Here is a 14683-nt window from a genome sequence, read left to right on the forward strand (position 1 = left end):
ATGAGCGTCGGCGCGCGGTCCGAGGCTTCGGCCTTCTCGAATCCCTTCGGAAACATTCCGGGGACGGGATTCTTCTTTAACTCCCCGTTGCACGAGGGAGCGATGCGCCGCATCTGCCGCGGGGTCGCCAACCGTTGCGGGCTGATGCTCTTGACCGGCGAGATCGGCAGCGGCAAGACCACGGTTTGCCGCCGGGTGAAGGGCAATCTTCCCGAGGAGTGCCTGTTCGTCGAACTCGGCAACCCTTTTCTGACGGCCGAGGAGCAACTGGGCGTCATCTGCAAGGGGCTTGGCGTCGGCGTTGCGGTCGGTTCCTCTGCCGCCGCGTGCATGGATGTGCTGACGGACCGTCTGCGCGAGCTGTACCGCGCGGGGCGCATTCCGGTGCTGTTCATCGACGAGGGGCATTTGCTGTCCCGCGCGCTACTTGGGCAGTTGCTCGTGCTGTCGAACCTGCGCGAGGGCGACGTGCCCTTGGTGCAGCTCATCCTTGCCGGCCAGTTGGAGATGCTTGATCTTTTGCGCCAGCCGGGGCTGGAGGCTCTCAATCAGCGCATGGGCGTACGCGAGGGCCTGCGTGGTCTGTCCCGCGCCGATTGTGCCGCCTACGTACGCTATCGGCTGGAGGAGGCCGGGTATCCCGACCTCGACGTGTTCCAGTCCGCAGCGCTGCGCGAGGTGTGGCGCATGACGGGCGGTTTGCCGCGGCTCATCAATCATGTCTGCGCGCATGCGCTGGACGCCGCGCTGCTCTCCGGACGGGGGCGCGTCACGCCTGCGCAGGTGCGCGAGATGGAGCGTGATGCCATGTACGCGGGCGTGCTTGGTGCCCGGTCGCGGACCCGGCGCAGGGTGCGTTCCGGCGTGGCCTGTGCGGCCATTCTCGGCGTGCTGGCGTTTGGCGCGGCGGCGTGGGAGTTTTCGGACGGCGGTTCCTCGTGGCCCGAACTGGGCGACATCGCGGCGCTTATGAGGGGCGATGCGGCGTCCGTTCCGGCGCAGGTCGTCGCCTCGCCCACCAAGGCCCTCTCCGGCGTGGCCGCTGCGGTGGACTCCGCAGCCGTGGCGCAGGAGAGCGTGGACGACGCCATGGCGGACGGCGCATCGTCATTCGCCCCGCGAGCGGAGGATTTTGCTCCGCAGGACTGGGCGGGAGTCGATGCCTCTTCGGAATCCGCAGACGAGGGGGGCGTGGGTGTCGATGACGCTGACGACGACCTCGATGAAGGAGAGGGCGCTCTCGGTGGCGATCAGGACCGGGCCATGGGTGCGGATGAGGCGTCTGCCGATGCTGGTGACGCTGCCTCTGCTGATGGCGACGACGAGCGCTCCGCACAGGCGGATTCGTCGGACGGGCAGGATGCCCCGCTTGGGCGGGATGCCTCGCTTACGCAGGATGCCTCGGACATGACGCTCGCGCAGGCCGCACCCGAGACAGGCGAAGGCGCACCGGACGCGGCAGACGGCACGCGTTCCGGGCAGGATGCGAATTTCAAGGAAGTTGACGTGTCCGGCATGGGTGCTGGCAGGGCGGACGAGGCAGAGGCGGGGGATGGCCTTCTCCCGGCTGCCGACGATCCCGCCGTGGCGGCGCACCGCGTCGGCGCGCTGGTCTGGGATCCCGTGCCGTCCAACAGGATGGCCGTGGTTGACGACCGCATCCTCGTGGAGGGCGACATGCTCGACGACGGGATGCGCATTGAAGGTATTGGGCGTGATCATCTCGTGGTGCGTCATGGCGACGGCGTCTACCGTCTGGACGTGCGCACGGACGAGGAGCAGGCCGGGAATGCATGGAACAAGGAGTTTTGATCCTATGGAAAGAGCGAATAGCGTGGAAAGTCTGCGCCGCAGGGCGCAGCGGGGCTTCACCCTCATCGAGCTGATGGTGGTCATCGTCATTCTGGGCGTGCTCGCCGGACTGGTGGTGCCCCAGCTTATGGACGAGCCGCAGAAGGCGCGTGTGGTGAAGGCCAAGATGCAGATCGAGAGCCTGACCACCTCCTTGCAGAAGTTCTATCTGGACAACGGATTCTACCCGTCCACGGAGCAGGGGCTTCAGGCGCTGGTGAGCAAGCCGTCCGTCGGCCGCATCCCGAGGGAGTACCCCTCCGGCGGTTACATTTCGAAGATTCCCAAGGACCCGTGGGGCGGCGATTACATCTACCTCTCTCCGGGAGAGCACGGCAAGTTCGACATCATCTCCTACGGTGGCGACAATGAGGAAGGCGGGCAGGGCAACGATGCCGACGTGGGCAACTGGCAGCTCCAGTAGCCGGGGCTTCACGCTGCTCGAATTGATGGTCGTGGTGGCCGTCATCGGGCTGTGCATGGGCATGGTTGCGCCACGGCTGGCACCGGACACGTTCCGTACGGATCTCGACGCCGCAGCCAGCCGCCTTTCGGGCGCGATGTCCAGCGCACGTTCGCGAGCCATGCTCTCCGGCGAGCCATGGGGCCTGACCTGCGACATCGAGGAGAGCGGATACTGGATTCAGCCGCTCGCGCAGGGTAGCGAACGCGGAAGCGACGTGCGCAGGTACGCCCTGCCGGACGGTCTGCGTTTCCTGTGGATCGAGGCCGAGTCCCGTGGGCGTTTCCACAAGGGACTGGTCACGCTGGAGTTTCGTCCCATGGGACTGACGCCGCCTGCGGTCGTCTGCATCGAGGACGGCGAGCGCTCCCTCTGGCTACGGGTCAAGCCGTTCAATGCCCGGCTGGAGGTTCACCGCACGGAATATGATCTTACACAAGCATTGAAGGATTGAACCCGATGGAGGGGAGAATGAGCATGACGGATCATCGGATGCGCAGTGCGCGCGTTGCGCGGATTCTGGTTCTTGTCGCGCTGGCGGCGTGCCTTGCCGCGTGCTCCGCGAGGAAGACGCCCGATGTGGCGCCCGTCGATTCCGATGTCGCGGCCATGCGCGCCAAGGCCGTCGCCGACTGGAAGAAGGGCAATGCCGCCGATGCGCTGGCCGCCTATGACGGCCTCGTCGCCGCAGGCGTGGCCTCGGCGGTGGACAGGAACAACCGGGGCGTCGCGAACCTCGCGGCGGGGAACTTCAAGGCCGCGCAGGAAGACTTCGCCGCGGCCATCGCCGAAGCCCCGGACGTTGCGGCCCATCATTTCAACATGGGGCTTGCGCTCTTCGCGCTGGAGCGCTTTGACGAGTGCATCCGCGAGAACGACGAAGCCCTGCGCCTTGATCCGAAGATGGGCATGGCGGCCAACAATCGCGGCATGGCGTGGCTGCGGCTGAACGAGCCGGGCATCGCCGTGGAGGACTTCACCCACGCGCTGAAGATCGACCCGCGCCTCGCGGTGGCGTACGCCAACCGGGGCGGCCAGTGGTTGCAGATGGGCCTGTACGGCGAAGCCGGAAGCGACTTCGACCGCGCCCTGAAGCTCGACCCCAACAACGCGGATGTCCTCAACAACCGGGGCGTGACGTTCATGGAGTCGAAGGACTACGGCAAGGCGGTGGCCCTGTTCACGCAGGCCATCCGCAAGCGCCCCGAGCGCGCGCACTACTACTTCAACCGTGCGCTGGCGCTGGAGCGCGACTGCAAGTTCGAGCTGGCCATCAACGACTACACCCGCGCCATCGCCCGCATGTCGGACTTCGCCGAGGCCTACGCCAATCGCGGAGCGCTACGCATGACCATGGACGACCGCCAGCGCGGCCTGAGCGATCTGGAGCGGGCCTGCGACCTCGGCTTGTGCCAGCAGTACGAGGCATACCGGGACCGCATGTAGCGGCGTCTCGACGTTTCCAGCATTCCTTTCGAACGATCAAAGGGGCGGGCCATGCGGTCCGCCCCTTTTTTGTTGTGATGTGTGGGGGAGCGAGTGAACATCCCAAGAACATTGGAGTTTGTTATATGTGTAGATTGATGAAATGGATGTAATCGCCTATCGTGGAGCGTGTGCGCATGGTGTGGGGGCGATGAGTGCGGACATGCGTGCGCCATGGGCGCTGTCGAGAAGTCGTAACCGAGGACAGGAGGGACGATGCGGGAATATGGGTTGACCCGGTATGGCCGCTTGCGAGTCGGCGCGGCGGGTGTGGTGGCGCTGGGGGTGCTTGGTGGGACATGCATGGCGTTCCTGTCGGCCCCGTGGTGGGTGGCCGCAGTGATGGTCGCAATACTCGTGTTCATGCTGGCGCTCATGTCGCCCTTCGTCATCGGCGCACGCGTCGACGATGATGGCGTGGTCCTGCGACAGTGGTTCCGCAGCCGAAGAATCAACCCGTCTGAAATGCGCGTCTTCTTCCTGTACCGCGTGGGCGCGCTGCTCCATGCGAAACTCTTCGGCCGCAAGGAAGAGTGGCGGGTCTTCATCATCAGGGGAAAGGGACTCGAATGCTACATCGTCGGCTACTGGCTCGAAGACTACGCCCAATTCATCGAGTCCACCTTCGATGACATCCGCGATGGACCGTTTGGGGGGAATGCGTAGGGGGAGAGGGGAAGGGATGATTCTAAAATTAAGAATTAATAAAAAGCTGCCGAAATATAGTTGGTGTGTGACAGAATAGAGCGGGGGGGGGATGTTGAGAGAGTGGCTTGGCTAATCGTCCTCAAGATTCTTGGCTTCGTCGAACCAGTCGGCGAAGTTGAGAACTGCTAGGGTCGTCGAAATTACCGTGCCAAGTGCATAGAAGAGAAGGAAAATTCCCCAAAAGGCAATTATAATGAAATGAGATAACCCAAGCGCGGTTGAAACAGTGGCGAATATCAGTGCGGTTGCTTGCACAACAATAAAGTGTACAAAGGCACCATTAACTTCCATATAAACAGAAGGCGTTCCATCTTCGTTTCGGCCTCTCATTGCCGCCAAGAAATCTTTGTCTCCAAAGCCGACAAGCATTGCATATCCGCCGAGAGAGAAGCCTAGTATATCAGGTAAAATGTTGATTACTTCGGCAGCCCAATCCCAAGGGGAAGGCTTTAGTTGCAAGTATGTCGCAGGGATTGCAGTCAACATTGCGAGCAATAGGTATGGGGATTTCCAGAGCTCTCGGAAACCGCCATACGCTTCCCAGTAGATGCCTAGCGATCTTAGTGGCCCAGAGAAGAACTGCCGAAAGTAATCAAGTATTTTCATTGTCTGCCTGTAAAACGAGGGATGTGGGCTTTGGCTATTGAAATGAGTCGTGTCAAAGGCGCGTTCTGTGTGGGATCGTATCTGTCTAGAATGAGTACAGGATGCTTTGATGTTGACTCTGTGACTTTGATTTGTTCACGATAACCCTCTGCTTTGATATATCCATTTGATTTGGCCAGTTCCATTAGGGCCCTTGTTTCATCGTCAGGCCTTAGGCCATCATGTTTATTCCCAGAGTATTCTTGAATCGCGCGTTTTGCATTTTGCCTTTTAATTCGGGCAAGAGCAGCTTCCTTTTTTTTTGACAGGTCATCACTGTTTGGTAGTGTTACTGAGATACTTAGTTTCGTTAGGTTTGGAATGTTAAGAATTTGGGTGATTGTTTCGTCCGAAGATTCAGCTGTTACGGAGACTTCTCCGTATTTTTCAACAAGGCTTTTGTTGTTGAAAAGAGCGCTGAGCGATTTGGCTATTAACGCAGGTGAGAATCGTTTCTGCTCATGAAAGGTAAAGAAGAAGAGTCTATGACCATCAGGTAAAAAGACAAAAGGGGTTGCTTGACAATTAGGTTTAAGGTCTTCTGGTATTGGGATGATCGGACTTCCATCTTCCGATTTGATAGGCTCAATTAGTGTAAGGTCGAGCCATGCGCCAGCCAAATCAAGGTCGATGTATTTGAACAGCACACCGTGGATACCTGTCAAAGGTTGTTCATTCTCAATATCCCAATGGCGGCCAAGAAGCAGATATTCAGGTCCACGATATTTTATTGGCAACTTAAGGTTGAACGCATCCTTAAATAATTCTAGATACCGTTCTGGCGAATGTGGGTGAGTGGTTATATTTAGAACAGCGATTTCCAATTTGTTTAAGCGACTCACTTTGGCCTCCAATTTTTTTATCGAGTATGCCGAAGTCATTCGGAAATCAACGTGTATAATATATTTTTTGATTTCGAGTGCGAAATTTGAAGGTTGTTATGTGGTTTTTCTTTATAAAGTGTCTATTAGACTGCTGACCCAATACAAGGGCGGAAGCCTGTGTCAACGAAAAAAGGCGCAAACCTTGCGGTTTGCGCCTTTTGCGTGCTGTGGTGGAGATGATGAGACTTGAACTCACGACCTACGCGTTGCGAACGCGCCGCTCTCCCAACTGAGCTACATCCCCATGTGTTCCCGTCGAACGGGAAGAACTAGTTACCCCTGTCCCCAGAGACTTGCAAGGGGAAAAGTTTGGTTTTGGCGAAAAAACGTTTTGGGTCCGGCGTGGTGCGTGTTCACGCCAGCGCGAGGATGTCTAGGGTGTGGCGCATTCTGTGCTCGTAGGTGTGTTCGGTGAGAATCAGATGCTGCCACGCACGGCGCAGGTCGTCCCGGCGCGGGGTGCCGGGGCGCATGTCGGCTGCGATGCGGGCGATGTCCTCCGGGCGGTCGAAGGCGATATGCTGCGTCAGTTCCTTTGGAAAGATGGACAGGCCGGGGCTGTTGTCCGTGATGAGGAATCCGCCGCTGGCCCAGACGTCGAAATGGCGTTGGGTGAGGCCCGCCGGGAGGAGCAGGCTCGTCACGTTGAGCGTCCATGCCGCCTGCCGGTAGATGGACGGCAGCGTCGTGTAGTAGTCCACCACGGGGCGCACCTCCACGGCGCGCGGCAGAAGGGTTTTCCAGTCCTCGTCACCATAGACGGTCAACGGCAGGCGCGAAGCCTCCATGAGGCAGTGCACGCGCCGTTCGAGGCTGGCCGTCTCCGCGCCGAATCCGGCGTTTCGCACCTCGTTTCCGGGCCACAGGCTTTGGATGCCAAGCCCTTCGAGCCACCAGCGGAAGTCCGGGCGTTCGCCGCGAGCGATCATGTCCGTTGCATTGGCGCTCAAAAGCGGCGGCACGGCGCAGCCCGCGAAGAAGCTGTCGCGATTCGGGAATCCCGAGCGGCCGACGAAGACCATGCGCGAGGACAGGCCGTGGTCCGTGGCGTCCATGGCGCGGGCGGCGAAATGCTGTGGCCATGCGGCCAGCGGCAGGTGGTGCACGTTCGTCGCACCGTGTTCGGCGAGCTGCGGGATGAAGCTCGCGTCGGTGACGAAGAGGGGCATCTCGCGCCAGTAGGGGGAGCGTAGGCCGCTCAACAGGTGGAAGGGATTGTCCACGCACCACGTGGCCACGGTCACCCCGGCGGCGCGCAGCAGGTGGTACAGCTCGCCATAGGCGTCGAGCCCCTGAAAGTTCACGCTGAAGAAGAGCGCTGGGCGCTCGCTGACGAGCAGGTGCGGCATGAGGGCCACGGCCTGCCGGGGGTGGATGCGCCGGGTGCGCAGGCCGCAGCGCTCCAGTGCGTCGCAGACCTCGGGCACGAGGAGGTCCGCGTCCGTGCCGGGGATGACGGCGTAGCGGCGCGGTTCTGCGGAGCCGGAGGCCAGCGTCTTGAGCCAGCGGCAGCGGGCCACGAGAGGCCCCCAGAAGCTCGGGAAGAAACGCAGTCCCGGCCGGTAGAGCACGATGTCCGCATCCATGATTGTGGCATCGTCAAGCATGTCTTCTGAAATGATATTCCATTGCGAGGGGACGGATTCATGCCACGCATCGCTCATCTGTGACTTGAACAGAGGGGCCTCAATGACGTATACCGCCTTTCCCGCCGGAAGAAGCCCAGCCAGAGAGGCCGGGTCCGGACCGATCCCGAGGACGAGGACGTCTCCCGGCCCGGGCATGTGCGCCAGTTCGCGCTTGCCGTCGGGCAGGGTCTGCAATTTGCCTAGTTCCGTTTCTATGCGCAGTCGCCGTGGTCGTTGCGGCATGTGGGTGGTCCATTTTCGTCGGGTTGTGCGGGGGCGATTCCCCTGTTAATAGATGTCACACTTCAGGCGATACAGTCATGAAAAAGTACCGCGATCATTATTTCCTCAAGGCCAAGCGCGAGAATTATCCCGCGCGTTCGGTCTACAAGCTCAAGGAGCTGAACAACCGTTTCCATCTGTTCCGCGAGGGGCAGAAGGTCATGGACCTTGGCGCTGCGCCGGGTTCGTGGACGCTGTACGCCGCAGAGCGCGTGGGCGAGAAGGGGTTCGTGCTCTCCGCGGATATCCAGACCACGGAAACGAGCTTTCCGCCCAACGTTTCGTTCCATCAGGAGGACGTTTTCGAGCGCTCTCCCGAGTTCGAGGCGCAGATTCAGGCCGTGGGACCGTTCGACATGGTCATTTCCGATATGGCACCCAAGACCACGGGCCACAAGTTCACCGATCAGGCCCGGTCCATGAATCTGGCCGAGGAAGCCCTTGCGGTCGCCTGCAAAACCTTGGTAAAGGGCGGGCACTTCGTGGTCAAGGTGTTCCAGGGGCCGGACGACAAGGCCTACACGGATATGCTCCGCACATATTTCGCGTCGGTCAAGACCTTCAAGCCCAAGAGCTCCCGCGCCGAATCGAAGGAAATCTTCTTCGTGGGCATGGAGTTTAAGGGCATTCCCAAAGACGCCTAGGACGAGGACCGGCCATCACGGCCGGTCTTTGCGATTCATAATCCCGAAGACTCACTACACATCGAAAAGAGCCGGAGGACACGTATGTCGGGTCATAGTAAATGGCATAATATTCAGCACAGAAAGGGCCGCCAGGACGCCAAGCGCGGCAAGATGTTCACCAAGGCCGCCAAGGAAATCATCCTTGCCGCCAAGAGCGGTGGAGATCCCGATTGCAACACGCGTCTGCGTGCAGCCATCCAGGCCGCCAAGGCCGTGAACCTGCCCAAGGACAAGATCGACAACGCCATTAAGAAAGGCACAGGCGAACTCGCCGGCGGCGATATGTTCGAGGTCGTGTACGAGGGCTACGGTCCCGGCGGCGTGGCCCTGCTCGTGGAAGCCGCGACCGACAACAAGAACCGCACCGTCGCCGAAATCCGCCACATCCTGTCGCGCAACAACGGCAGCATGGGCGAGGCTGGCTGCGTGTCCTGGATGTTCGAGAAGAAGGGCACCATCTACTTCCCCAAGGATCAGTTCGACGAGGAACAGATCATGGAAGCAGGCCTCGAAGCCGGTGCCGAGGACGTGAATGACGACGGCGATGCCTGGGAAGTGCGCACCGCTCCCGAGGACTTTTCGGCGGTGCAGGCGGCCTTCGAAGCTGCTGGCCTTACCCCCGAGAGCGTCGAGATGAGCATGCTCGCCCAGAACAACATCGACGTTGACAAGGCCACCGGCCTGAAGCTCCTCAAGCTCATCGACCTGCTCGACGACAACGACGACGTCCAGAAGGTCAACCACAACGGCAATGTCCCGGACGAGGCCTTCGAGGAATACGAAGGCTAGCCCCGAGGCATCATGCACGGAGCATCCTCAAACGAGACGATCGTGCTTGGAATCGACCCGGGGTCTCGCGTGACAGGCTACGGCCTTGTGCGCGAGGCCTCGGGTTGCTTGCAGCTTCTGGAGGCTGGCACGCTGCGCGTCGGGTCCATCGCGGACCTTGGGGTGCGTCTGGGACGCATCCACACCGGGCTGACCGAACTCATCGAGCGCTTCCAGCCAAACGAGGCCGCCATCGAGAACGTGTTCGTCTCCAAGAACGTCATGAGCGCGCTCAAGCTGGGGCAGGCGCGGGGCGCGGCCATCGCCGCGTGCGCCGTGGCCGGGCTGCCGGTGAGCGAATACGAACCCACGCTGGTCAAGCAGACCCTCGTGGGCAACGGCCGCGCCGAGAAGTCGCAGGTGGCGTTCATGGTGGCGCAGGTGCTCGGCGTGCGACAGCCGGATTGGGCGGTGGACGCCAGCGACGCGCTGGGCATAGCGGTCTGTCACCTCAACATGCGCCGCATGCGGCGGCTTGCCGGAGTCTAGAATGATCGCATTCGTCAAGGGCATCGTGGCCGCCAAGACCGAATCCGCCTGCGTGGTGCTGACCCCCGGTGGTGTCGGCTATCTCGTGGGACTTACGCTTCCCGCCGTGGCGGCCCTTGGCCCCACGGGCAGCGAAGCCGAATTCTTCGTCATGACCATCGTGCGTGAGGACGCGCTGGAGCTGTACGGCTTCGCCACCTGGGACGAGCGCTCCACCTTCGAGACGCTTCTGTCCATCACCAAGGTCGGGCCGAAGCTCGCGCTGGCCATTCTGTCGCAGTACTCCCCGGACGACCTGCGGCGCATCGTCCTGTCGGACGACTATTCCCCGCTGGTGCAGGTCCCCGGCATCGGCAAGAAGAGCGCCCAGCGCATCTTCGTGGAACTGAAGTACAAGCTCGAAGCCGCGTCCGGCATGGCGCAGACCCTCCCGGACCTCGACGGCCGGGCGGTTTCCGTCTTTCGTGATGCGCTGGCAGGTCTCGTCAATTTGGGGTATGACGATGCCGAAGCGCGCGAAGTCCTTGAAAAGGTCTTCGCCGATGAACCCGGTCTCGACGTGGCGATGGCGCTGCGCGAGGCGCTCAAGAGGATTTCCCGAGGCAAGGCGAACTAGATGGATCAGGAACTCTGCCGTCCGGATGACAGCATCCGCCCACGCGCGCTCGACGACTTCATCGGTCAGGATGATCTGCGCGCGAATCTGCGCGTGTTCGTCGCCGCCGCCCGCGAGCGCGGGCAAGCGATGGACCACACGCTGCTCTACGGCAGTCCCGGCCTCGGCAAGACCACGCTGGCCCAGATCATCGCCTCGGAGCTCGGGGTCAACCTCGTGTCGACCTCCGGCCCGGTGCTGGAGCGTAGCGGCGATCTCGCCGCCATCCTGACCAACCTCGGGCGCTACGACATTTTGTTCATCGACGAGATCCACCGCATGCCGCCCACCGTGGAGGAGATTCTCTATCCCGCCATGGAGGACTTCAAGCTGGACCTCGTCATCGGACAGGGGCCCGGTGCGCGAACGGTGAAGATCGACCTTGAACCGTTCACCCTCGTGGGGGCGACCACCCGCATCGGCCTTTTGACTTCGCCGCTGCGCGATCGTTTCGGGGTTATCAATCGCCTCGAATACTACTCCCCGGAGGAGTTGGCGCGCATCGTCACTCGCGCGGCCCGCATCCTCGACGTGGCCATCACCGAGGAGGGCGCGTTGATCATCGGCCGCCGCTCGCGCGGTACGCCGCGCATTGCCAACCGTCTGCTGCGCCGCGTGCGCGACTTCGCCATGGTCGGCGGAGAGGGCGTGGTGACCGTGGAACTGGCCGAGAAGGCGCTCGCGCGCATGGATGTGGACGAGCAGGGGCTGGACTACATGGACCGCAAGATCCTCTCGACCATCATCAATCACTATGGCGGTGGCCCGGTCGGCGTGAAGCCGCTGGCCGTGGCGTGCTCCGAAGAGGTGCGGACCATCGAGGACATCTACGAGCCGTACCTCATCCAGTGCGGGTTCCTGAAGCGGACCCCGCGCGGCCGCGTGGCCTCCGCCAAGGCCTACGCCCACATGAAACTTTTCGAAAGATAGGGATAGAGCTTCGCAATGAGAATTGTTCCGGCATCCTACGAGATCATGGCCATGCCCGACGGCGCGGACGTCCTGCGCCACATCGAGGCCGCAGGGCGCGTCTGCTACAAGTCCGAGGACAAGATAACTGACGGCTCCGCGGAGGCCTTCATCCGCCGCATCATCGCCGGAGGCCACGAGAGCGTCATCGAGCACGCCTCGGCCACCGTGCGCTTCGTGTGCGACCGTGGCGTGACGCACGAGCTGGTGCGCCACCGCCTCGCCTCATACTCGCAGGAGAGCACGCGCTACGCCAACTATTCCCGCGACAAGTTCGGCCGCGAGATCACGGTCATCCGGCCGCTGTTCTGGGCCGAAGGCACCGGGGAATACCGCCTGTGGCACGAGGCCATGGAGCACGCCGAGCGTCTGTACATGCAACTGGTCGACGCCGGTGCCAAGGCGCAGGAGGCGCGCTCCGTGCTGCCCAACAGCCTGAAGACCGAGATCGTCATGACGGCCAACCTGCGCGAGTGGCGGCACGTGTTCCGCCTGCGCTGCGACGGCCCGGCCCATCCGCAGATCCGCGAGATCATGCTGCCGCTTCTGGACGAGTTCGCCCGCAGGCTTCCTGCCATCTTCGGCGACCTGCGCGAGCGCTTCGCCGAGGACATCGCCGCGTTCGCGCAGCGGGCGTCGGAGTTGGAGCAGGTGGCGCATGCCTGAACACGAGGGTGCGAAGCCCTACGTCAACGAGGCCGGGGTGCTGGTGATACCCCGCGACTGCGACGAGAAGTACCGCTGGTGGGCCGGAGGTCAGAAGATCACGGCCACCCTCATCGAATTGCGGGCCAGCGAGGATGTCTGGTCGCGCAATTCCCACGATCCCTACCCCGAGGAGCTTCGGGGGGATCATCCGTCCGGACCTGACCCCGCCGACACCCCGACGTCATAGTTTGCCGGTTGCCGCCGAGTGGTGGCCCGGGAAGCGTTGCCCACAAAGGGTTCGTGGAGGAGGCATGTGCAAATGCCTCCTAGGCGCCGTTTTGCCTGCGATTTCAGGTTGTGCTGATGCGGTCGAGTGTGTATCTTCGCCCGCCTGTTCACGACGGCAAGTGACCGGAAGCCCTGACCAACGGACGGATTTCCAGTGTCAAGACTTCAAGTGGCCAAGATGACGACATTTTCGCCGGGTTGTGACAGAAAAAGATTTAATTCTTCAGGAAAACGCACGATATGGAAGTTTGACCTGTGGAAAACTTTTTACACAGATGTTGATGATTTTTTCATGACATCCATCGTCCCTTGCTCCGCGCCATCCGGAAACAGGGGCACGAAAACGGCAGTCCATGGCGGATTCCATATTTGTGCAATAAAAACGGTGTGTTTCAGATAATCTAGCGTGGGGAGAACGTCGCACGACCCGCAAGGGGAACGCGATATTATCCCTCGTTGCCGTTTTCTCGAAACCTGACTAGGACACATGTTCATGTCTGAAGCTTGGGCTCAAATAACTGATATACTCGCAAAAACGACCGGACCCGGTACCTTCAAGGTGTGGATCAAGCCCCTTGATGCGGAAATGTCCGAGCGCGGTCTTACGCTTCTGGCGCCCAACAGCTTCGTTGCCTCGTGGGTCAGTGATCGGCTGTCCAGCGATATCGCCGATGCCGCCACGCAGGTCCTCGGCAGACGTCCCCTCATCGAGATCAAGGTGCGCCCGCGCGAGCGTCAGAAGGTTCGCCCGCAGCAGATGTCCCTTGGCGCGATGACCGCGCCCGCGCCCGCCCGGCGCGAGCCTGCGCAGCCTGTGCAGGCCGCCGAGCCCGTGGCCGCCGTGGTCTCCGCTATGGCCGCAGCGGCAGCCAATTGCGCGCCCCATGCGGCACGTCCCGCGCAGCAGCCCGTGGCCCCGGCCGTGCATACCGGCCGCGCCGCCGCTGCCGAGCAGTTCGGACTGCCCAACCTGATGCCGACCGCGCCCAAGACCTTTACCTATACCAATTGGCGCTTCCGGTTCGATGACTTCGTTGTCGGCCCCTGCAACCAGTTGGCCTTTGCGGCCGCCAACGGCATCTGCCGCGACCAGCTGGCGACGCATCAGCTTTTCCTGAATTCCTCCCCGGGCCTTGGCAAGACGCATCTGCTGCACGCCATTGGCTCGCAGATCGCCGGGCACTCCAATCGCTCCAGCGTGCGTGTCGGCTACGCCACCGCCGAGGAATTCAATCGTCAGCTCATCCACGCCATCAAGGCCAAGGAAGTGGAGCGCTTCAAGGCGCAGTACCGCGACAGCCTCGATGTGCTGCTGCTGGAGGACGTGCACTTCCTGCAGGGCAAGCAGGTGGCGCAGGACGAGATGCTGGCCACCCTGAACGCTCTGGAAAACCGGGGCTGCAAGGTCGTCATGTCCAGCTCCTTCCTTCCGCGCGAGCTGAAGGACGTGGATTCGCAGTTGGCTTCGCGCCTGTGCGCCGGTTTCCTCGCCACCATCGACGCGCCGGACTTCGACACCCGCCGCCGCATTCTGGACTCCAAGGCCCGCATGCATCAGGTGGTGCTGCCCGGCGACGTGTCCGAGTACCTCGCGGACAACCTGCGTGACGACGTGCGCCAGATCGAAAGCTGCATCCAGAATCTCGTGCTCAAGGCCCGCCTGCTGGGTGAGCACATCACCATGGACCTCGCCGCCGAGATTCTCCAGAATTACACCATCAGCAGCGAAGCCCGCGCCATCGGTCTCCAGAAGATCGTCAAGTACATCTGTTCCAGCTTCGAGCTGACCTACGCGCAGCTGTCTTCCAAGAGCCGCAAGCACAACATCGTGCTGGCCCGCAACACGGCGTTCTTCCTCGCCCGCAAGTACACGGACCTTGGCCTCAAGCAGATTGGCGACCAGTTCAATCGCCGCCACTCCACCGTGCTCAAGGGCATCACCAATGTTGAACGCGAGATTTCGCTCCAGACGCCGCTTGGCCGTCAGCTCGACAACGTCATCGAACGCATCAAGAGCTTTTAGCTAGCCGCGATCTCCCCACGCGACTTCCCAAAGGCCCGCCGTCAGGTGGGCCTTTCTTGTTTTCGGCGCGGGTGTGTGGTGGGGCGTTCGGGCTGATGGGGCGTGCGAGGTGGGTGGGGCGGAGATGGCTACACGTGCGTTTTTGTCCGCG

16 protein-coding genes and 1 tRNA gene are annotated in these 14683 nt (G+C 61.6%); 13 read left to right on the forward strand and 4 right to left on the reverse strand.

The window, feature by feature from the left end:
• The 5 genes from GGQ74_RS12130 to GGQ74_RS12150 all read left to right on the forward strand — a co-directional run bounded on the left by GGQ74_RS12130 (position 1) and on the right by GGQ74_RS12150 (position 4465).
• Positions 1–1812, forward strand: a complete 1812-nt coding sequence (locus tag GGQ74_RS12130; RefSeq protein ID WP_167941804.1) for an AAA family ATPase — start codon at positions 1–3, stop codon at positions 1810–1812.
• Positions 1813–1816: 4 nt separating this feature from the next.
• Positions 1817–2275 (forward strand): type II secretion system major pseudopilin GspG, encoded by a 459-nt coding sequence (gene gspG, locus GGQ74_RS12135; protein ID WP_167941805.1) that lies wholly within the window; start codon positions 1817–1819, stop codon positions 2273–2275.
• Positions 2244–2768 carry a prepilin-type N-terminal cleavage/methylation domain-containing protein gene (locus GGQ74_RS12140; RefSeq protein WP_167941806.1) on the forward strand — a complete coding sequence of 175 codons (525 nt, stop codon included), beginning with the start codon at positions 2244–2246 and terminating at the stop codon, positions 2766–2768. Before gspG ends, GGQ74_RS12140 begins: the two co-directional genes overlap by 32 nt.
• A 17-nt stretch (positions 2769–2785) precedes the next feature.
• Complete coding sequence (locus GGQ74_RS12145) at positions 2786–3760, forward strand: tetratricopeptide repeat protein (RefSeq protein ID WP_167941807.1); 975 nt, start codon at positions 2786–2788, stop codon at positions 3758–3760.
• A gap of 255 nt (positions 3761–4015) precedes the next feature.
• Entirely contained in the window at positions 4016–4465 is a 450-nt protein-coding gene (locus GGQ74_RS12150) for a hypothetical protein (RefSeq protein ID WP_167941808.1), read from the forward strand.
• Between the two features lie 111 nt (positions 4466–4576).
• Here GGQ74_RS12150 and GGQ74_RS12155 read toward each other — a convergent pair whose 3' ends face one another.
• From GGQ74_RS12155 to GGQ74_RS12170, 4 genes are all read right to left on the reverse strand, one after another.
• The gene (locus GGQ74_RS12155) at positions 4577–5113 is read right to left on the reverse strand and encodes a hypothetical protein (protein ID WP_167941809.1); all 537 of its coding nucleotides are present in this window, start codon (positions 5111–5113) and stop codon (positions 4577–4579) included.
• Positions 5110–5994, reverse strand: coding sequence for a DUF4747 family protein (locus GGQ74_RS12160; protein WP_167941810.1), 885 nt, complete (start codon positions 5992–5994; stop codon positions 5110–5112). Before GGQ74_RS12160 ends, GGQ74_RS12155 begins: the two co-directional genes overlap by 4 nt.
• A 210-nt stretch (positions 5995–6204) precedes the next feature.
• Positions 6205–6280, reverse strand: a tRNA-Ala gene (locus tag GGQ74_RS12165).
• Positions 6281–6389: 109 nt separating this feature from the next.
• Complete coding sequence (locus GGQ74_RS12170; RefSeq protein ID WP_167941811.1) at positions 6390–7907, reverse strand: glycosyltransferase family protein; 1518 nt, start codon at positions 7905–7907, stop codon at positions 6390–6392.
• 77 nt (positions 7908–7984) lie between these two features.
• Here GGQ74_RS12170 and GGQ74_RS12175 point away from each other — a divergent pair, with 77 nt between their 5' ends.
• The 8 genes from GGQ74_RS12175 (at position 7985) to dnaA (ending at position 14532) form a co-directional block, all read left to right on the forward strand.
• Complete coding sequence (locus GGQ74_RS12175) at positions 7985–8590, forward strand: RlmE family RNA methyltransferase (RefSeq protein WP_167941812.1); 606 nt, start codon at positions 7985–7987, stop codon at positions 8588–8590.
• Positions 8591–8674: 84 nt separating this feature from the next.
• Positions 8675–9421 (forward strand): YebC/PmpR family DNA-binding transcriptional regulator, encoded by a 747-nt coding sequence (locus tag GGQ74_RS12180; RefSeq protein ID WP_167941813.1) that lies wholly within the window; start codon positions 8675–8677, stop codon positions 9419–9421.
• Between the two features lie 12 nt (positions 9422–9433).
• Positions 9434–9949: a crossover junction endodeoxyribonuclease RuvC gene (gene ruvC / locus GGQ74_RS12185; protein WP_167941814.1), complete on the forward strand. Its 516-nt coding sequence runs from the start codon at positions 9434–9436 to the stop codon at positions 9947–9949.
• A 1-nt stretch (position 9950) separates the two neighbouring features.
• Positions 9951–10565, forward strand: coding sequence for a Holliday junction branch migration protein RuvA (gene ruvA, locus GGQ74_RS12190; RefSeq protein ID WP_167941815.1), 615 nt, complete (start codon positions 9951–9953; stop codon positions 10563–10565).
• Complete coding sequence (ruvB, locus tag GGQ74_RS12195; RefSeq protein ID WP_167941816.1) at positions 10566–11534, forward strand: Holliday junction branch migration DNA helicase RuvB; 969 nt, start codon at positions 10566–10568, stop codon at positions 11532–11534.
• A gap of 15 nt (positions 11535–11549) precedes the next feature.
• Positions 11550–12239, forward strand: a complete 690-nt coding sequence (gene thyX / locus GGQ74_RS12200; protein ID WP_167941817.1) for an FAD-dependent thymidylate synthase — start codon at positions 11550–11552, stop codon at positions 12237–12239.
• Positions 12232–12468 carry a hypothetical protein gene (locus GGQ74_RS12205; protein WP_167941818.1) on the forward strand — a complete coding sequence of 79 codons (237 nt, stop codon included), beginning with the start codon at positions 12232–12234 and terminating at the stop codon, positions 12466–12468. The genes thyX and GGQ74_RS12205 overlap by 8 nt, the downstream gene beginning before the upstream one ends.
• 534 nt (positions 12469–13002) lie before the next feature.
• Positions 13003–14532 carry a chromosomal replication initiator protein DnaA gene (gene dnaA / locus GGQ74_RS12210; protein WP_167941819.1) on the forward strand — a complete coding sequence of 510 codons (1530 nt, stop codon included), beginning with the start codon at positions 13003–13005 and terminating at the stop codon, positions 14530–14532.
• Positions 14533–14683 lie beyond the last annotated feature (151 nt).

The organism is Desulfobaculum xiamenense, assembly GCF_011927665.1.
Taxonomy (GTDB): Bacteria; Desulfobacterota; Desulfovibrionia; order Desulfovibrionales; family Desulfovibrionaceae; genus Desulfobaculum; species Desulfobaculum xiamenense.